An 18,767-nucleotide genomic window follows, 5' to 3' on the forward strand; every position below is an offset into this window, starting at 1 on the left:
TGACGATATTAAAATTGAACTTGTACACCTAAAGTATATTTTCTTGGAATAGGATATCCGGTTCCATTATACTCCCCATATCCGCTAACAGCTTCTGCATCTGGTAATTTTTTTGATTGCTGGAACATATATACGTTATCAGCAATAGCGTATAATTTCAGCTGACTTAAGCCTAATTTTCTTACGATTTTAGGGCTGAAATCATAACCAAGATTGATACTTCTGATCCTTGCATAGCCACCTTTTTCGAGGAAAAAGGATTGTGCAGCCGTATAATAATATCGATAGGATCCCAAATCGAGTTTTGCATATTCAGCCTGATCTCCAGGGTTTCTCCAGATGTTAAGGCGACTTAGATCCGGTGAAGAGACACTGGCAAAATTATATACCGCATTAGCATCAGTTGCGTTCGTAAAACGATCTGAATCAAATAGATTTAGTACGTCACGCTTGAGAGTGAATGTTACGAAAATCCCCAAAGAGAAATTTTTGTAAGAAAAGTTATTGGTAAAACCACCGGTAAAACGTGGGTTAGGATCGCCAATTGGAGCTTTATCCGGATTGATACCATCATTAAAAACATCTATAAAATAATCTCCATCCAAATCTGCCAGATAAAAATCACCTGCATTATACGTTCCGTTACTATTTCTATACCTTTCTCCGGTATAAGGATTCTGGGGAATATCTGCTGAAGTAGAAAATACGCCTTTTGTACGGTATAAATAGAACGCATTGATTGGACTACCTACAGAAAGCACGTGGTTTTTATCAAAACGATCTCCACTCAAAATAATATCACGGCCACCATTCGGCAAACTCATGATCTGATTTTTGTTATAAGAGATATTAAAAGAGCTATTCCACTTAAATTCCTTACGGATTGGATTTGCAGTTAAAGTCAACTCCAAACCTGCATTACGTACTGCAAAAGCATTGGTATAGGCACTGTTATAACCTGATGTAACCGGCAAATCAATATTAAAAAGCTTTTGTTTTACTTCTTTATTGTACACATCAAACGAAATGGCATATCTACCGTTATCAATTTCCATATCGGTACCGATATTCCATTGGGTCGATTTCTCCCAGCTTAAATCCTTTTGTGCTACACCATTTACAAAATTAGGAGTGATAGCGGTAACACCGTTGTAAGAAGTAGCTCCCGTAATGCCATAGAACACACCGTTAGCAATCCCGTTTCCCTCAAATCCACCATTATTTACAAGATAGCGGTTGTATTGTACATAAGCATTTCTGCGATCTTCGTTACCTGTGGCCCCATAACTTCCTCTAATTTTAATTAGCGTAAAAGGGTTATTGGATAAGTTTTTCATAAAATTTTCTTCTGAAAGAAGCCAGCCTGCTGAAATGGAAGGAAACACCCCATATTTATTATTTTCACCAAAGCCAGATGAACCATCCGTCCTTATTGTTCCGGATAAAAGATACTTGCCATCATAATCATAATTAAAACGACCATAATAAGCTACCAGTCCATGTGCCGCATAACTTGAAAATCCGAAAATATTCTCCTGTTTAAAACCCGTAACCGTCTGAATATTATCTGATGCACCACCAAAGCCAATGGCCTGGGTAGTTTGAAACAGATTATACTCAATGTCCTGACCCGCTACCGCACTAAAAGAATGTTTTTTGATCGAACCATTATAAGCGAGATAATTCGATGTTCTTAAGCCCATTGCACTCGAAGAGAAACTGGAAGAACTGTTGCCAAAACCACTGTTTAGCACATTACTCATGCTCACATCTCTTCGGGTGTTGTCATTAGTATAAGAAGATTGTGAGTTTAGAGTGAAATTTTTGTTAAACTCATAGGATAAATTCAGATTTACACCAAACTGGTTTGCCACATTTTTATTTAGGTTTTCACCATCTTTACTTACATAATAATCCAATTTTTCCGGAGATATATTGAAGAGCGAGGAAGGTAAATTCCCCGAACCAATTTTAGTGGGCTTGGAAGGATCGTTTGGATCTTCGTTGCCTCTACCCCTGCTGGAACTTGAATAATAAAATATTGGGTTGATCATCAATTTTTTATTCATTGCTCTTGAGGTAAGGTTTAAGCGTGTAGTGTAACGTTTATAGCCCGTTCCTTTTACAATACCATCTTCATCATAATAACCACCACTAAAGCGATAAGTTGTTCCATTATCGCTACCACCGCTTATACTCAGGTTATTATCGTTGATTTTACCCGTCTGATAAAATAAATCCTGCCAATCGGTATGACCATTAAAAGCCGGATTTAAGCTATCTGTGAGTATATAAGGCAGTTGTACACGCTGATCGTAACTAAGCTGTCTTTGAAGCACCTCCATTTTTTGCCTGCGTTCTGTAGTTCCCATGGTAGCCTGCCTTAAGTTAGGACGTTGCACCATACCGTAATAAGAGTTAAAGCTTACTTTCGTATCACCTCCAACACCTTTTTTTGTAGTAATTAAAATTACACCATTGGCCGCTCTTGAACCATAAATAGCTGCTGCTGAAGCATCTTTTAATACGTCAATAGATTCAATGTCACTCGGATTGAGTCCGGCCATGTAGTTGGTTCCTGTACCGGTTCCTGGTGGAACATACTCGTCAGATGATTGAGGAACACCATCTACCACATAAAGTGGTGATCTCACTACATTAAACTGATCATAACTTGTACTACCTGTAGAGTTACCCCTTACAGATACTGTAGGTGCCACACCCGGCTGACCAGTAAAGTTTTGAACGTTTACACCGGATAAACGACCTTGCAGCAACTGATCAAAACTTGCCGCAGGTAAGTTAGCCAGCTCTTTACCTGAAATGCTGGAAATCGCAGCTGTACTTTTCTTCCTGGTAATTTTTTGATAACCGATCGTAACCACTTCATTCAGTGTATTATTATCCTCTTCCAAAGAAAAGTTTAATGTACCACTTGCAGATACTGGTTTTTCGAGTGAACGATAACCTACAATCCTGGCTGTGATAATTGCATTATCTTTTTGTACTGTTAAGCTGAACTTCCCATCAGCATTAGTAGCAGTACCGTTCTTGGTACCCTTTTCGATGATCGAAACCCCTGGTAAGGGTTTGTTAGCTTGATCTACAACTGTTCCCTTAATTGTTTTTTGGGCGAAGGCCAGCCAGGGGATAAGTAGATAAAATAATGTTGCCGTTAAAAATTTCACATAGCAATGTTTTGTAGAAGTTTTTTCCATTGATGATTAGTTAGTGGTTAGTTAGTTTGATTATAACCTAAAAGTATCAACATTTTTACTTCGTATTTAGCTACTTTTTAGCTAACTAAAACCATATTTTAACTTAAAAAATTAACATTAATTAACATTAATTAACATTTAACTCTTCAACACCTGACTTTTGCAATTTAAAATATGGCGTTATTGCATCAAACGGCATATTTAAATCAAATAAAGTCACATTTTCAGGCATTTTTAGAACAGGGAGAGCTAATTACTTAGCAGATAGATTTTAATAAAGAAAATATCAAGAAAATCTGCGGGGGAATAGCAGCTAAAACGTTAAACTGTTTTTTTAACACAAAAAAGTTCCAAAAACTAAAAATTCCCATAAACACCTACTATTTCACCCTATTTAGAATAGTTCAAAATAATTTGGATTATACAATTTTCTAACGTTATTTTGCATCTGTTTAGAATTAATCCAAATAAATATTATCATGTTTAAAATCAAACTATCCAGTTTAACATTTCTATTAACCTTTATTAGCATAATTTCTTTCGCCCAGCAGTTTTCGACCATTAGGGGTACGATTACCACTTCTAACGGAAAACCAGCGCCCTATATTTCAATTGGATTAAAGGGCAAGGGTCAGGGCACTATATCAGATGATAATGGTTTATACACCATAAACCGCATTAAAGCCGGCACTTATATAATTAAAGCTTCAGCAGTTGGTATCGATGCCTCAGAAAAAAGTGTTACGATCGCTGCAGGAGAAACGAAAGTTATCAATTTCGTATTAAAAGAAAATGATCAGGTGCTGGAGGAAATTACAATAGCAGGTATTAATCAAAAATACAAAGTTAGTTTACCTTCTGCTACACTTAGGTTAAACGAACCATTATTGGAGGCGCCACAAAACATTCAAATCGTAAGTAATCAAATCCTTAAAGACCAGCAGATCATTAGCATGAGTGATGGGTTGATCAGAAATGTAAGTGGTGCAGTTCGCCTTGAACACTGGGGAGATATGTACACCAATATTTTAATGCGCGGATCGCAAATTCAGGCCATGCGTAATGGTTTTAATGTAGTTTCTTCTTCCTGGGGACCATTGACGGAAGACATGAGCTTTGTTGACCATATTGAGTTTGTTAAAGGTCCTGCCGGATTTATGCTGGGCAACGGCGATCCAAGTGGAATGTATAATGTGGTAACCAAAAAGCCTACTGGTTTAAACCAGGGAGAGGTTTCGTTTACTGCCGGAAGCTTCGATTTATACCGTACAACAATTGATCTTGACCATAAGCTAACAGCAGATGGTAAATTCTTATTCCGGTTAAACGCTGCGGCGCAAAACAAAGCTTCATTTAGACCATACGAAAAAAATGACCGTTACAGTTTTGCACCTGTACTGAGCTATCAGATCACGCCAAGCACTAAGCTAACAGCAGAATATACTTTGCAGAATGCAAAAATGACCGAAGTGGGTTCTTATTACATTTTTAATACCGCCGGGTATGCGAGTTTACCAAGAGAATTTACATTAACGCAACCTGGGGTACAGCCTACCCGAATCAACGATCATAGTATAACATTGAACCTAACACAACAACTAGGTCAAAATTGGAAATTAACTGCTCAGGCAGCTTATTATAAATATTTACAAAATGGTTCAAGCTCATGGCCATCGGCGGTAGATCCAAATGGCACCATCATTCGGAATGTTGGGATATGGGATGCCGAAAGCAGCATGAAATTAGCGCAGTTGTTTGTGAACGGAACAGTTAAAACCGGAGGTATTGTACACCGGATTTTAGCTGGTTTTGATGGGGGTAAGAAAAATTATATAGCCGATTGGGGTCAATCTCATGATTTAGATCTGGCCGGTTCTCCATTTAATTTATACAACCCTGATTATGGCTTCCCATCAAACGGTTACCCAAATTTCGACCGTGTTACTCCGTTAGAAGAAAGGGCAATTGCAGCAGGCGGTTTAATGGATCAAAAATACCTGAGTGGTTATGTGCAGGATGAATTAGGATTTTTCGATAATATTGTTCGTTTAACCCTTGCCGGCCGTTATACCTATGTTAACCAATCGGCATACGGAAGCCCGGCAGATAAAGCAAAGCATGTTACCCCAAGGGTAGGTTTAAGTGTATCAGTTGACAAAAACACCTCTGTTTACGCGGTTTATGACGAAGCCTTTACTCCACAAACCGGCTTTTTCCGCGATGGTGGTACCGCAAAACCCATTACCGGTAACAATAAAGAATTTGGCATCAAAAAAGACTGGTTTGATGGCCGTTGGAACACCACCCTATCCCTTTACAGGATTACCAAACAAAACGAGATTACCGGGGATCCTACCAATAAGGCAGGAGAAACTTTTAGCATCGTAATTGGCGAAAAAAGAGCACAGGGCTTAGAGTTTGATATTCGTGGCGAATTGGCTAAAGGATTAAACTTAATTGCAAACTATGCCTATACCGATGCGAAAGTAACAAAGGTAGCAGATGGAGTTGAAGGCGTTTTTGTTGGTCAGGTGGTACCGGGTTTTTCAAAACATACCACTAACGCATGGTTAACCTACTCATTACAGAACGGAGCGCTTAAAGGATTCGGCATCTCAGGAGGCTTCACCTATCTTGTCGACAGGGCTGTTGGCACCTATAGTGGTGAAAATGCAAATGAAAATCTTCCCGACTATTTTAAACTTGACGGAGGTTTATTCTGGTCGAATAAAAAAATAAAAGTCACTGCAAATGTATTTAACATTTTGGATAAGTATTTATACAGCGGTGCGTATTACACCAACTATTGGAACGCGCCAACTTATAACCAACCTGTTTACTCATGGCAGGCCGAAGCACCAAGAAACTACAGAGTAAGTGTAGCCTATAAATTTTAAATTAAATTAATCAGGAGAAGCTGGATCAGATCAATTTCTCCTGGTTTTAAAACCCAACCAGAAAACATGAAAACTAAAATCTCATTACTATTTTTATTTCTAGCCCTTAGCATTTCGAGTGCATTTGCACATGCTTTATGGATAGAAACAGCTTCAACAGGCAAAAAAGGGCAGGTACAGGAAGTGAAAGTTTTTTTCGGAGAATACGAAAGCAACGAACCTGATTCTGCCGCAAAATGGTTTAGCAACTTAAAAGAATTTAAACTGGTTCTAACTGCTCCAAACGGAACAACGAAAGTTTTAGCTACTGCTGCCGATGTAAGTTTCTTTAAAGCAAGCTTCACTCCAGATCAGGAAGGCACTTATAAACTTTCTGTGGTTCATGAAGTTGCTGACATTTATGAGAAAGCTAAAATTGAATATTATGCTTTTGCAGATGTTGCCGTAGGAAACGCAAAAATTAACACCGCTTTCCCAGCTACCGCAGCACTAACCATCAGACCAGATAAACATGCTTTAAGTGTAGGCGAAATATCAATTCATCAGGTAATTTACAACAAAACACCTTTTGCAAAGCAGAAGTTAACGGTTGTAAATGCTGAAAGAAAAGCACAGCCTACCGAAACCGATGCAGAAGGAAAATTCACTTTCAAGCCAGAACAAAAAGGAAACTATTTCCTGGAAGCCTTTACAGAAGATAAAACACCTGGAAAATTAAATGGAAAAGATTACGACAAAGTTTGGCATTTAGTAACCTATACTACTGAGGTTAAGTAGTCGTAAATTTTACAAAAAATTTAAAGCTAATTTTCGTCTCGAAAAAGCCTAATTGGTTCTTTTATTCAGCTTGCTAATGACACTAACAAAAATATCAATAAAATCAAAAAACAAAAAATCGCGACTACGACGGATTAGTGACTGGCTGCACCTGTGGTTAGGTATCGTATCGGGTCTGATCGTATTGATGTTGGGCATTACCGGATGTATATATGTTTTTCAAAAGGAAATTACTGAGCTGATCCACCGCAAAGCATATTTTGTTGATTTTCCATCAAACCCTAAAACCCTGCCATTAAGTTTGCTGCAAACCAATGCCGAAAAAGCATTGGGAAATAAAAAGAAAATTAATTTTATTTCTACCTATAAAGCGCCGGAGCGGGCATGGGAATTTGGCACTTATAAAGCTGGTGATGCTAAAGCCTTCTGGTACTTCGACTCAGTTGATTATTACGATCTGGTACTGGTAAACCCATACACAGGAAAAGTAACCCTGGTGGCCGATCATAAATATGAGTTTTTTGCAGTGGTTAAAATGATTCATTGGAGTTTGCTGATCAATCATCCCATTGGTCAACAGATTATCGGTTGGTCTACTTTTATTTTTGTGTTCCTGCTCATTTCAGGCATGGTGATGTGGTGGCCTAAAAATCTCAAAAAATCAAACTTTGATAAGAGTTTTAAAGTAAAGTGGAAAGCCAAATTTAAACGTATTAATTACGACATGCACAATGTACTGGGCTTTTATGTCATGATCATATGCCTGATGCTGGCTTTAACTGGCTTGGTGTGGGCATTTCAATGGTTTCAGGGAGCAGTTTATGTTGTCGCATCAGGAACCACTACCCCGCCAAAAGTGGTAGAAATAAAATCTGACTCAACAAAAACCAGTAATGCTGTTCCATTTGATATTGCCTTTGATCAGGCCAAAAAGATTTTTAAAAACGAAGATCGTATTGGTATGTCGCCGACGGGAGGCGGTACAGCAACTATTTATGCCACAGGTTACCGTGGTGAAGAAACTTACTGGAATTATGATATTTTACAGTTCGATCAGTACTCGGGCAAATTATTACATAGAACAAACCAATCAGAAAAAAACGGAGGTGAAACTGTAATTGGCATGAACTACGATATCCACGTTGGAGCTATTTTAGGCCTTCCCGGAAAAATAATGGCATTTTTTGCCAGTCTTATTGCAGCAAGTTTACCTATAACCGGATTTATTATCTGGTGGGGAAAAGGAAAAAAGAAAAAAAATCCCGCAATGGCGGAAAAATAAGTACATCCTAATTAATAATAAACATGAAATTTTTAAATCTATTTTTAGTCTTAAGCGGTTTAATTACCCTTAATGCTAATGCGCAAACAAAAGTTGACTCGCCTGAAGAAATGTTGGAAAAGGATCGGAAAGCAATAAAATCTTTAGCCGGTTTCTATGAAGTGAATTTCAATTATGGCGAAGTAACCGCACCTGATCCAAATTACAAATTTAGCAAACCTTACGAAAGCCATGGTAACGAATGGGCCGAAATTATTGTTGACGAACCTAAAAAAATTGTGATACAACATATGCTGGCCATTAACGATACTACGGTTATTAAACACTGGCGCCAGGACTGGACTTATGAAGATACCGACATTATGCTTTATACAGAAGGTAATGCATGGAAAAAAGGCAATTTAACACCAGCAGATGTAAAAGGCAAATGGACCCAAAAAGTTTATCAGGTTGATGATAGTCCACGTTACCAGGGCTATGGAACATGGAGCCATGTTGGTGGTCACGATTCCTGGTCTAGTGAAACCGATTCTCCACTTCCAAGAAGAGAATCTACCGTACGTAAAGATTACAATGTGTTAAACCGCGGCAGCAGAATAACGATTACCAAAGATGGTTGGATGTTTGAGCAGGACAATAAAAAAATTGTGCGCTCTGCCAGTGGCGATAAACTTTTAGCCGTTGAAAAAGGTTATGAGGAATTTACGAAAATAGACCCTAAAACTTTTGCCAATGCACAAAAATGGTGGAACAGCCAAAAATCTTACTGGGCTGATGTACGTGGCGTTTGGGCCGATATCATCGGATCTCAAAACACCTTCAAAGTACAGACCATGGCCAATGGCAAATTGCTTTACGAAACACTTTTTAGCTTGGGCGATCAATCTATTAAAGAAAAATGGTCAGCAAATCAGAACAAAGAAAAAATTAAAACCGCTTTACAGCCTTATCTGGTAAAGTAAAGCAGTCAAATTATAATGAATGGTTGATGGTTAATGGCAATGGTCTATTAACTGTCAGCCATTTTTTTTGTTAAACGATGCCGTATCACTTGGGTTTGTAGTTCTTTGGATTAAAGGCCAAACGTAATGTTAGTCGAGATTTGTAATCTCGACCGGATGAATTTTTTCAAAATCGGGATTACAAATCCCGACTAACAACTACTTTATTTTATTAAATTTCGGGATGAAAAAATTTGGCTTCATTTTCTTTTTATTTCTAACCGTTAACAGCTTCGCTCAAGATTCTACCTATACCAGAAATGTAGTAAATACCCTTACCTCAAAAGAATTTTGGGGTAGAGGTTATACCAATAACGGGATGAAAAAATCTGCAGATTACCTCGTAGCGGCTTATCAAAAAATTGGACTGTTACCGATGGGTACAGCATATAAACAAGTTTTTAATTTTCCTGTAAATACTTTCCCAGGAAAAATGATGGTAGCCATCAATGGACAAAAACTTGTTCCGGGTAAAGATTTCATTGTAAATAATGAGAGTCCGGGTATTAAACAAGTAGCAAATTTAACTCCAAATGATAGCCTTAATTATCGGGCTTCGTCATCACTACAAGTTTCACGAAAAGATAAATTAACCTGGTCTGTAGCTACTGAAGTTGGAGAAGTAACCACCATCCAGCTCAATAAAAAGAATTTTACCGCAATACCAAAAAAAATCAGTGTTGATATTGAAAACAAATTCATTCCAAACTTTGAGGCGGCAAACGTTTGCGGTTTAGTAAAGGGTACTAAATTTCCCGATTCCATATTAATCATTACCGCACATTACGACCACCTGGGCGGAATGGGTGCTAATACCTTTTTCCCTGGCGCAAATGATAACGCGGCTGGCGTGGCTACCTTATTGAGTTTAGCCAAATATTATGCTGCCCATCCTCAACCCTACTCCATTGGCTTCATCTGTTTTGCAGCTGAAGAAGCCGGATTATTAGGATCAAGATATTTTGTAGAGAACCCTTTGGTTCCCTTAAATAATATAAAATTCCTCCTTAACCTCGATCTGGTTGGAACTGGCGAAGCTGGGATGACCGTGGTTAATGCATCTGTTTACCCTAAAGCATTTGCTATGCTCAACGCCATTAACAATAAAAATCAGTATCTCTCAAAAATAAACCAGAGAGGTAAAGCAGCCAACAGTGATCATTATTTCTTTACTGAAAAAGGTGTTCCTGCATTTTTCATTTATACCCAGGGCGGCCCTTCAGCCTATCATGATATATTCGACAAACCCGAAACCCTGCCCCTTACCAAGTACAAAGATCTGTTCAAATTAATTGTTGGATTTAATCAAAAACTGATGGAATAACTGCTTCTTTATTAATCAAATGTAATTTTCCTTTAGTATTTGCAGAAGCATTTGAATCAGACTATTTCAGCCTAAAAATTAGTTTTTGATTATGCCTTTAGCGTTAGTTTTACCAAATACTGATCTTCTCCATCATCAAAAATCAATTCAGCATTCCATCCCGTTTCGTTTGCAGTACGTTTAATGGTTTCTTCATCTATATAAATCCAGTTGAACCAATTTCCTTTTTCGCCCTTATATTCATACTGGTAAGATACCTCACCATAGTATTGGTTTTGCGGCTTGGGCATATCTTCATATAAATAAGCAATATCAGAAGAATCGAAAATAACCTGTCCATTAGGGTTGATAAGGTCTTTTAACTTGATCAGAAAATTTTTAAAACCAGGCAAATTTCCTGTTAAACCGATACCGTTCATCAGCATAATAATGGTATCGAATTTCTCCTGATAGGTAAAAACATCCTGAATGAATGCTTTTTTCACACCGCGGTCTTTCATAATGTTCACTGCTGCTTCAGAAATATCAATAGCCGTAACATCAATATTAAATGCCTGTAGAAGCAATGCATGACTACCTACACCAGCACCAATATCTAACACCTTGCCACTGCACATGTGCAAAGCCTGAAGTTCTAAAACAGGCATATCTTCATCATCACGAAAGAAAAATTCTAAAGGCATTTCTTCTGGCTCACCATACGAATTGTGCAGCCAAAGAGTTTCTGCCTCTCCCGTTCTATAAATATCTGTTAGCGCTTTACCAAAAACATCCATGGGGCAAAGATAGGGAAAATGGAAGAGGTATGAGGGAAGATGGAAAATTGCCATGCTGTGCATTGTCCGCAGTTGGTCGGGATTTGTAATCCCGACTAGGAGATTTGTTACCCTTATAAAATCAGATTGAAAGCAAACGGTCTGGATTATAAATCCAGACCAACGATTAATAGTTACTCAATTTCAAACACCTGATGGTATTCTGGTATGGCTACATGTTTAAAACCATTATCTTTTAACCTCGTGGCGAAATGCTGTTGTACCTCATACTCCCCATGAACCAGAAACAATTGTTTCACTTTCGACGGATCCTGGCAAGATAAAAAGTGTAATAAATCTTCATAATCGCCATGTGCGCTCATCGATTTTATCGATTGTACTTCAGCTTTCACTTCGTATTCATCACGGAAAATTTCAACTACTTTTTGTCCGGCGATTAACCTGCCGCCAAGTGAATTTGGCTCACAATAACCCACCATTAAAATCGTATTTTTCTGGTTACCAATATTGTTTCTAATGTGGTGTTTTACGCGACCAGCCTCTGCCATGCCCGATGCCGAAATAATTACACATGGCCTTGGATCTTCATTTAAAGCTTTCGATTCCTCCACACTCTCAATAAAGCGCAAGCCCTTAAATCCGAATACATCATGGTCTATTTTTAAGGTTTCTTTAACCCCATTATTATACACTTCTGGGTGATTCCTAAGAATTTCGGTTGCTTTTGACGATAACGGACTATCTACATAGTAAGGAACATCAGGTAATTTGCCTTTTAATTCCAATCCGTTTAAAGCATAAAGCAATTCCTGTGTGCGGCCTACGGCGAATGCCGGAATAATTACTTTACCTTTTTTTACTTTGCAGGTATTGTTGATGATCTCCAACAGCAGATCTTCGATCGGATCGAGATCTTTATGCAGTGAATCGCCATAAGTAGATTCCATTAAAATATAATCGGCCTGATCAAACTGCTGGGGATTTTTTAAAAGCAGATCACCATAACGGCCAACATCGCCCGAAAAGGTAATGCGGGTTGGTTTGCCATCTTCGGTAATCGTAAGATGGACTGCAGCACTACCTAAAATATGACCAGCATCCGTAAATTTCAAGCGTATCCCCTGTTCAATTTCAAAATCTTCTTCATACTCCACAATCTTCATCAGACTAAGTGTTTTGATAACATCTTCTTCTGTATAAAGTGCTTCTTCCATTTCTTCGCCGTGGCGGAGGTGGCGGTTTGCATATTCAGCGTCCTGCATCTGGATTTTGGCAGAATCCATCATTAAAATGCGGGCGAGATCCATAGTGGCCGGGGTACAGAAAATCTTACCGTCAAAACCTTCGGCAACCAATTTGGGTAATAAACCGCAATGATCAATATGGGCGTGTGATAAAACGAGATAGGTAACTTTTTTGGCATCGAAACCAAAGTAATCGTTTAATTTATCGGTAACATGACCCATTCCCTGGAATAAGCCACAATCTAATAATATCTGGGTACCGTTTTTTAAGGTAATAAGGTGCTTACTCCCCGTAACCGTACGGGCGGCACCATGAAAAGCAATGTTCATCAAGATGTTGGTTAGAAAATATATAGAATAAAAATGCCGGATATTTCCGGCACTTCCAATTCTTTACGCATTTATTTCTGCTACTTTATCTTTAACCTTATCTGCAACGCTTGTGGCTTTATCTGCCAAACCTGCTAATTTATCTTTAGAAGCATCTAAAAGATCAGCAAAAAAATCTGATACTTTACTTTTCAGATCGCTGGTCGAATCTGATGATAATGCCAATGCGATGGTTGCTCCTAATGCTGCTCCGGCTAATACGCCTACTATAATTTTTGTCTCTTTTTTCATGATCTTAGTGATTTACTTATTAAACATATTTAACCCACAGGTGTTTTTATTTTTTTCATCTTACAAAAACCAATCCACAATGAAGCGCATATTTTTTATAGACCTGGACAATACCATTTATTTTACCAAAGCGAACGAAGAACAGTTGATGGGCGAATTATACCGTTTATTGGAAAGTGTGGATTTAGGGATCAGCAAAGAAGATTTTCAACTTGCCAAACAGGAAATGTTAAAAACGCCTTTTCTAAAAGTGGCAAAAAAATACGGTTTTAAAGAAGAAGTAATGCCTGATGTGATTTCTTATCTCCAAAACAGAGAAGTAACAAAGCCTTTAAAGCCGAGCAACGATTATCACCAAATCAAAAGTTTAATCGGACGGAAATTTATTGTAACGGCCGGTTTTCCAAAACAACAGCTTTCAAAAGTAAAGATGCTGGGCATCGCAGATGATTTTGAAGAAGTACATGTGGTAGATGTTTCTACTACCAATAAGAAGAAAACTTTTGAAATGTTGATTGATCTACATCACTTTAACAAAGAGGATATTTTAATTATTGGCGATGATGCCGAATCGGAAATTAAATTCGGACTGGAACTGGGAATCAGCACTTTTTTACTCGATCCGGAAAACCTGCATCCTAATGCCGAAAGCACTTTTAGGGGGAATGATTTGAGTAATTTACATGCAGCGGCAGTGCAAGCTTAGTTACGTCATTTCGAGCGGAGTGCAACGTAGCCGAGAAATCTAAATATCGAAACTAACTTACATAGATCTCTCTATTCCGCCGTACTCTAAGGATGATGATCGCACTTAAAACTTAAATGTTCTAAGGTGACTCAGGTGGTCAACATAAAATGAGATGGTTAAAAACCAGATGTTACTAAAAAAGTTTCTAATTGTCATGACAACCTAAGTCACCTAAGCACACCTTAGAAAAGCTCATCAATAAAAAAGTTCCGACTTTCATCGGAACTTTTCATTTTATCCTCTGCCACCTCTTGATGGTCTTCCACTTTCACCGCCACCTCTTTGTTGTTGAGGCGGAGCTTCTCTTCTTTGTTCTTGTCTTTGTTGCTGCTGTTGAGCTCTTTGTTGTTGAGCCTGAGCATCACGTTGTGCACGCTCTTGTTGCTGTTGTTGCGCTTGCTGGGCACGTTGCTGTTGTGCCTGTTCATTACGTTGTTGTTGAGCCTGTGCATCGCGTTGTGCTCTTTCTTGTTGTTGCTGCTGGGCTTGTTGCGCACGCTGCTGTTGCATTTGCTCATTACGTTGTTGCTGAGCCTGAGCATCGCGTTGAGTCCTTTCTTGCTGTTGCTGCTGTACTTGTTGTGCACGTTGCTGTTGCACCTGTTCATTACGTTGTGCCCTTTGTTGATCCATTTGAGCACGTTGTTGATCATTCTGACCTTGCTGCTGTGGCTGCATATTACGTTGGTTACGTTGTTGATCGACGCTCATGCGGTCTTGATTACGCTGCTGTCTGATCTGATCTAAACGTTGTTGATCCTGGCCACGATTTGCATTATTCTGCCTGTTCCCATTATCAATTCCGTTAGTGCCACCACGACTAATACGTCCGTTTGCATCCCTGCTATAAGCTTCGCCCCTGTTATTTGGCTGATTGTTATCTCTGCCTACAGTGCCATTATTTCTATCTGGTTGTGTAGAAGTACGGTTATCTCTTGATCCAAAACGGTTATCGTTATTGCCCAGGTTACCGCCTCTTTGATCGCGATTGGTATACCCTTCGTTTCTTCCGCCTCTGCCAATACCAGCATTACCTTGTTCAAATCTTCTTGGTGCAGCATTACGATTATCTACCGCATTACGTTCAGGTCTTGGTCTGTAAATAGAAACCTCTCTGCCACCAACCCTGCTTGCGCCCGGTCTTGAACTTTGTGCATAACGATAAACTGTTACATCTCTATTGGTTGCACGTCTGATATCTTCAACCCTAGGACCGCCATAATAAGTTCTTCTGTTATATACATAAGTATTATTGATGATGGTGGTGTTGCGGATATATACATTATTGCGACCGTAATCATATCTTGGGAAAGTATTGATATAAATATTACGCTGTGGAATAAAGTTCCAGCAGAATTCCGGTACCGCATAACGGCGGCCAAAGCTTAAATTAATGCTGATACTTGGTGCCATTGGCGCCCATCCGTAATAACCATCGCCACTTCTCCAATCTACCCAGGCTGGTCCCCAATTGGTATCAGGTAACCAGATCCATTGCCTGTAACTGTTAATTACCCAACGGCCATAGTGGAAAGGTGCCCAGCCCCAATCGTAATTAGAAACCCAGGTATTGCCATATTCTGTCATTGCCCAACGCCCGTTTGTGTAATATGGACGAAAATCGCTTTGATTTACATCCGGACGCCAAACATAACCATATTGTGGATCCTGAATCCAGGTACCATAAGGGGAAAGCTCATCGTAAAAAGTCTGTAAAGAGATATTGCCAGTACTGTAACCATCATTCTGGTAATCGTTTTGATAGTCTTGTGCCCTGACAAGGGTTGTGGTTCCGGCAAGGAGCGCAAAGAGCCCCAGCACAAGTGCCGTAGATTTCAGTGTTTTCATTTGTGTGTTTATTTTAATAACCTAATGTGTGTGTATCAATTAGAGAACCAAAATTAAAGAAGGTTTAATATGCAAGCATAGTTTTAGCGTTTTCCTTCAAATATTGCGTTGCAGGGCATATTTAACTAATATTTAACGTTTTAAGTGAAGTTTAATTGTGCAGAAAATTAGTCAGTTAGAAATAAAATTTGCTACACCTTTGCTTACAAAAGAGATTATATTGCTAATACAACAAACTTTAGAACTTAAATTCTATTTATTGTGAGTATTTTTGTAGCATGCAAAAAGGCACTTTATACCTTATTCCCGTACCATTGGCTGAAGAGGTAGCACACAAAACGTTTACTCCTTATTTGGTTGATACCATTAACCAGATTGATACCTACATTGTTGAAAACAGTAAAACAGCCCGTAAGTTTTTAAAGGAGGCTGGATTAAAAACCCCTCAAAAAGATCTGATCGTACACGATTACGGTAAACATAACCGCACCGATTTAGGTCAGTTTTTTGTAGAGCTTAATGCGGGTAAAGATGTAGGCTTGATGAGCGAAGCGGGTTGCCCTGGCATTGCCGATCCAGGAGCCGATATTGTTGCCGAAGCACATAAACGCGGGATTAAAGTGGTACCATTAGTAGGGCCTAGCTCGATTTTACTTGCCTTAATGGCATCGGGTTTTAACGGACAAAGTTTCGCCTTTTGGGGTTATTTGCCAATCGATAAAGAGCAGCGCACCAAAAGGATTAAAGATTTAGATTTATCGGCCAGCCGCTACAAACAAACACAGATATTCATCGAAACACCTTTCCGCAATAACCAGCTTTTTGAAGAAGTGCTGAAAAGCTGCAAGCCCAATACACAGGTATGTGTAGCCAGCAACCTTACTGCTACAGATGAGTTTATTAAAACCCAAAGTGTTTACAACTGGCGAAAAGAAGAAATAGACCTGCATAAACAGCCAACTATATTTTTGTTGTACTAAGTTGTTCATTCGTTCAGTAGCCATTGGCTTATTGGTGATTGACATTGGTCACATATGCCTTTCACATCGTCGTCATCTCGATTGAAGCGTAGCGAAATGGAGAGATCCATTCTTCTTAGATTTCTCGGCTGCAATGCATTCTGTTCGAAATGATGATTAATCGAAGTATAATAACTCAAAAAAATCAAAACATATCCCGCACCAGATTGGTTGTTAATTTAGCGTTCTGTAATATTATTCACTAAATTTTATAATTATGAAAAATACGGGCACACCAAAAAACAACCCCACAGTTCAGGGCAGTTCAATAGCAGATCGGGCAAATCATGATGTTAAAACCGATAAAAAAATCCAGGGCATTACCAACGGTGGCGGACAACGATCTGATCAGACTTCGAACAAGGACAATCAGCGGAAATACGATAATAAGAAATAATGAAAAAAGGTGATGGTCTTGCAAGATCATCACCTTTTTCATTATTCATAAATCTCTAATCCATGGGATGTCCGGGATAATAGCCCTCTGTAGCAATGATATATATTGCACCTTCTACCGACGGAAGTTTAGGCAGGACAAAATTCGACCTGCCATAATTTACTTTGCGCAATACCAATCTTATCTAATCACCCTGTCAGGAGAAAAGGCAATAAAATATTCAGACCCGGCTTGGATACTAACATTAAGATTGGGCACATTAACTTTGGGCTGCTCTTTAAGCTGCGATAATACACTCGCTGTAAAATCGTGTATCTTTTTGGGATCTATATGACAGGAAACTGTAGGGAAGAAATCGTGCTCTATTGCGGCCTTTCCCTCCTCACTCACCTGGCTAAATTTCCACGATTCTGTAGCCCGAAAACCATTCTCGTTGTTAGCGTTATTTAAATGGTATAAAAACACTTTCGCCTGTAAGGCTATACTCTCATTTTGCATACTATAAAATTTGGGCCTTCCTGGCCATAATTTGGTAAGGTAAGAAGAATAAACTGGTAGTACCCTTTTTAATTGGTGAGCGACATGGAATTAACTATGTTTTTTCTTCAAAACTCTTATTTAAATAAAAAAACACCCATAAAACAGACTGTTCGTGTAAATTTTTAAATACAAATACAACTTTAAAACATTACAAAGCATATTAGTTAAGTCTTGGTGTAAAATTATCCTACAGGTAAAAAATAATGTAACACGTTGGGTTACATTTGTTTCATCAGCTCTTAAGGATTAACTAACCTATATCCCATGAAAAAAAACCTAAAAAGAATCGCGATCGTAGCGATGGTTGCAGTGGTAATTGCAGCATGTAAAAAAAACCAGGAAACATTAACACCAGAACCACAAGAAACTGTAAAAAATACCGATAAGGTTTTACAGCACATTAAAAATTTAGGCTTCCCTGAATCGAGTATTGTTGATAATGGAAATGAATATGTTGTTGAGGAAGATATTATATTTCCTAAAAACATGGAAATTCCTGCTAATACGGGGCTAAAAACCGAACAGTATTATACCGGAAGTATCGTAAATGCAACGAAAAAATTGAATATCAGGATTTTTGTAGATGCATCTATGACCTCTATGAGCAGTGAGATCAATAGTGCTATTGCGCAATGGAATGCTGTTCCAAATTCGACCTTACGCTTTAGCGTTGTAACAACAGCACCTTATGACATTCTGATCAAAAATGAAAATTTAGGAAATGGTGTTTGCGGCCAGGGACAGTTCCCTTCGGGAGGAAGTGCAGGTGCTTTGATTAAAATCAATAAAAATTACATTGCCGGTAACTCTTTTGCACAACGTGCCAGAACAATTTGTCACGAGTTTGGTCACTGTATCTCATTCAGACATACTAACTGGGCTGCTATCGGTGAATCAAGTGCAACAAATGTACCTGGCGTAACCGGAACCGATGCATCATCGATCATGAATGGTGGCCAATGCGGATCAGGCGCCACAGTATTATCACAAAAAGATAAAGATGCTACTGCTGTATTATATTAATATTTGCTAAAAAACAACTAAACAAACCTAAACTAGTCTTTAAGGAGCTGAT

General features: G+C 38.6%; 15 protein-coding genes. 9 read left to right on the top strand and 6 right to left on the bottom strand.

What is annotated here, in order from left to right; genetic code table 11:
• Nucleotides 1-8: 8 nt before the first annotated feature.
• Nucleotides 9-3,218: a SusC/RagA family TonB-linked outer membrane protein gene (locus IM793_RS13515; protein WP_193422172.1), complete on the bottom strand. Its 3,210-nt coding sequence runs from the start codon at nucleotides 3,216-3,218 to the stop codon at nucleotides 9-11.
• A 479-nt stretch (nucleotides 3,219-3,697) separates the two neighbouring features.
• On the opposite strand from IM793_RS13515, the gene IM793_RS13520 reads away from it, so the two are divergent.
• The 5 genes from IM793_RS13520 (at nucleotide 3,698) to IM793_RS13540 (ending at nucleotide 10,499) form a co-directional block, all read left to right on the top strand.
• The gene (locus IM793_RS13520; RefSeq protein WP_193422174.1) at nucleotides 3,698-6,115 is read left to right on the top strand and encodes a TonB-dependent receptor; all 2,418 of its coding nucleotides are present in this window, start codon (nucleotides 3,698-3,700) and stop codon (nucleotides 6,113-6,115) included.
• 66 nt (nucleotides 6,116-6,181) lie between these two features.
• Nucleotides 6,182-6,892 carry a DUF4198 domain-containing protein gene (locus tag IM793_RS13525; RefSeq protein WP_193422176.1) on the top strand — a complete coding sequence of 237 codons (711 nt, stop codon included), beginning with the start codon at nucleotides 6,182-6,184 and terminating at the stop codon, nucleotides 6,890-6,892.
• Between the two features lie 76 nt (nucleotides 6,893-6,968).
• A complete protein-coding gene (locus tag IM793_RS13530) occupies nucleotides 6,969-8,174 on the top strand; it encodes a PepSY domain-containing protein (RefSeq protein WP_193422178.1) in 1,206 nt (401 codons plus the stop codon).
• Nucleotides 8,175-8,197: 23 nt separating this feature from the next.
• Nucleotides 8,198-9,136: a DUF6607 family protein gene (locus IM793_RS13535; RefSeq protein ID WP_193422180.1), complete on the top strand. Its 939-nt coding sequence runs from the start codon at nucleotides 8,198-8,200 to the stop codon at nucleotides 9,134-9,136.
• A gap of 223 nt (nucleotides 9,137-9,359) precedes the next feature.
• The gene (locus IM793_RS13540; protein WP_193422182.1) at nucleotides 9,360-10,499 is read left to right on the top strand and encodes a M28 family metallopeptidase; all 1,140 of its coding nucleotides are present in this window, start codon (nucleotides 9,360-9,362) and stop codon (nucleotides 10,497-10,499) included.
• Nucleotides 10,500-10,588: 89 nt separating this feature from the next.
• Here IM793_RS13540 and IM793_RS13545 read toward each other — a convergent pair whose 3' ends face one another.
• From IM793_RS13545 to IM793_RS13555, 3 genes are all read right to left on the bottom strand, one after another.
• On the bottom strand, nucleotides 10,589-11,275 hold the full coding sequence (locus tag IM793_RS13545) for a bifunctional 2-polyprenyl-6-hydroxyphenol methylase/3-demethylubiquinol 3-O-methyltransferase UbiG (protein WP_193422184.1): 687 nt from the start codon (nucleotides 11,273-11,275) through the stop codon (nucleotides 10,589-10,591).
• Nucleotides 11,276-11,448: 173 nt separating this feature from the next.
• Complete coding sequence (locus tag IM793_RS13550) at nucleotides 11,449-12,849, bottom strand: MBL fold metallo-hydrolase RNA specificity domain-containing protein (RefSeq protein ID WP_193422186.1); 1,401 nt, start codon at nucleotides 12,847-12,849, stop codon at nucleotides 11,449-11,451.
• A gap of 63 nt (nucleotides 12,850-12,912) precedes the next feature.
• On the bottom strand, nucleotides 12,913-13,140 hold the full coding sequence (locus IM793_RS13555; protein WP_121287508.1) for a YtxH domain-containing protein: 228 nt from the start codon (nucleotides 13,138-13,140) through the stop codon (nucleotides 12,913-12,915).
• 79 nt (nucleotides 13,141-13,219) lie between these two features.
• On the opposite strand from IM793_RS13555, the gene IM793_RS13560 reads away from it, so the two are divergent.
• A complete protein-coding gene (locus tag IM793_RS13560; RefSeq protein WP_193422188.1) occupies nucleotides 13,220-13,846 on the top strand; it encodes an HAD family hydrolase in 627 nt (208 codons plus the stop codon).
• Between the two features lie 276 nt (nucleotides 13,847-14,122).
• Here IM793_RS13560 and IM793_RS13565 read toward each other — a convergent pair whose 3' ends face one another.
• Nucleotides 14,123-15,736, bottom strand: coding sequence for a DUF6600 domain-containing protein (locus IM793_RS13565; RefSeq protein WP_193422190.1), 1,614 nt, complete (start codon nucleotides 15,734-15,736; stop codon nucleotides 14,123-14,125).
• Nucleotides 15,737-16,014: 278 nt separating this feature from the next.
• On the opposite strand from IM793_RS13565, the gene IM793_RS13570 reads away from it, so the two are divergent.
• Entirely contained in the window at nucleotides 16,015-16,716 is a 702-nt protein-coding gene (locus IM793_RS13570; protein WP_193422192.1) for an SAM-dependent methyltransferase, read from the top strand.
• A 256-nt stretch (nucleotides 16,717-16,972) separates the two neighbouring features.
• Nucleotides 16,973-17,152 carry a hypothetical protein gene (locus tag IM793_RS13575; RefSeq protein ID WP_090765130.1) on the top strand — a complete coding sequence of 60 codons (180 nt, stop codon included), beginning with the start codon at nucleotides 16,973-16,975 and terminating at the stop codon, nucleotides 17,150-17,152.
• A gap of 180 nt (nucleotides 17,153-17,332) precedes the next feature.
• On the opposite strand, the gene IM793_RS13580 is transcribed toward IM793_RS13575, so the two are convergent.
• Nucleotides 17,333-17,650, bottom strand: a complete 318-nt coding sequence (locus tag IM793_RS13580) for a hypothetical protein (RefSeq protein WP_193422194.1) — start codon at nucleotides 17,648-17,650, stop codon at nucleotides 17,333-17,335.
• A gap of 306 nt (nucleotides 17,651-17,956) precedes the next feature.
• On the opposite strand from IM793_RS13580, the gene IM793_RS13585 reads away from it, so the two are divergent.
• Complete coding sequence (locus IM793_RS13585) at nucleotides 17,957-18,715, top strand: M57 family metalloprotease (protein ID WP_193422196.1); 759 nt, start codon at nucleotides 17,957-17,959, stop codon at nucleotides 18,713-18,715.
• The last annotated feature ends 52 nt before the right edge of the window (nucleotides 18,716-18,767 follow it).

This window comes from Pedobacter sp. MR2016-19 (assembly GCF_014947265.1).
Classification (GTDB): Bacteria; Bacteroidota; Bacteroidia; order Sphingobacteriales; family Sphingobacteriaceae; genus Pedobacter.

Excerpts from the sequence above, each read along its gene's own strand:
- IM793_RS13535 (WP_193422180.1), top strand. The coding sequence starts at position 8,198 with ATGAAATTTTTAAATCTATTTTTAGTCTTAAGCGGTTTAATTACCCTT.
- IM793_RS13550 (WP_193422186.1), bottom strand. The coding sequence starts at position 12,849 with ATGAACATTGCTTTTCATGGTGCCGCCCGTACGGTTACGGGGAGTAAG.
- IM793_RS13545 (WP_193422184.1), bottom strand. The coding sequence starts at position 11,275 with ATGGATGTTTTTGGTAAAGCGCTAACAGATATTTATAGAACGGGAGAG.
- IM793_RS13560 (WP_193422188.1), top strand. The coding sequence starts at position 13,220 with ATGAAGCGCATATTTTTTATAGACCTGGACAATACCATTTATTTTACC.
- IM793_RS13555 (WP_121287508.1), bottom strand. The coding sequence starts at position 13,140 with ATGAAAAAAGAGACAAAAATTATAGTAGGCGTATTAGCCGGAGCAGCA.
- IM793_RS13515 (WP_193422172.1), bottom strand. The coding sequence starts at position 3,218 with ATGGAAAAAACTTCTACAAAACATTGCTATGTGAAATTTTTAACGGCA.
- IM793_RS13585 (WP_193422196.1), top strand. The coding sequence starts at position 17,957 with ATGAAAAAAAACCTAAAAAGAATCGCGATCGTAGCGATGGTTGCAGTG.
- IM793_RS13565 (WP_193422190.1), bottom strand. The coding sequence starts at position 15,736 with ATGAAAACACTGAAATCTACGGCACTTGTGCTGGGGCTCTTTGCGCTC.
- IM793_RS13570 (WP_193422192.1), top strand. The coding sequence starts at position 16,015 with ATGCAAAAAGGCACTTTATACCTTATTCCCGTACCATTGGCTGAAGAG.
- IM793_RS13520 (WP_193422174.1), top strand. The coding sequence starts at position 3,698 with ATGTTTAAAATCAAACTATCCAGTTTAACATTTCTATTAACCTTTATT.
- IM793_RS13575 (WP_090765130.1), top strand. The coding sequence starts at position 16,973 with ATGAAAAATACGGGCACACCAAAAAACAACCCCACAGTTCAGGGCAGT.
- IM793_RS13530 (WP_193422178.1), top strand. The coding sequence starts at position 6,969 with ATGACACTAACAAAAATATCAATAAAATCAAAAAACAAAAAATCGCGA.
- IM793_RS13525 (WP_193422176.1), top strand. The coding sequence starts at position 6,182 with ATGAAAACTAAAATCTCATTACTATTTTTATTTCTAGCCCTTAGCATT.
- IM793_RS13540 (WP_193422182.1), top strand. The coding sequence starts at position 9,360 with ATGAAAAAATTTGGCTTCATTTTCTTTTTATTTCTAACCGTTAACAGC.
- IM793_RS13580 (WP_193422194.1), bottom strand. The coding sequence starts at position 17,650 with ATGCAAAATGAGAGTATAGCCTTACAGGCGAAAGTGTTTTTATACCAT.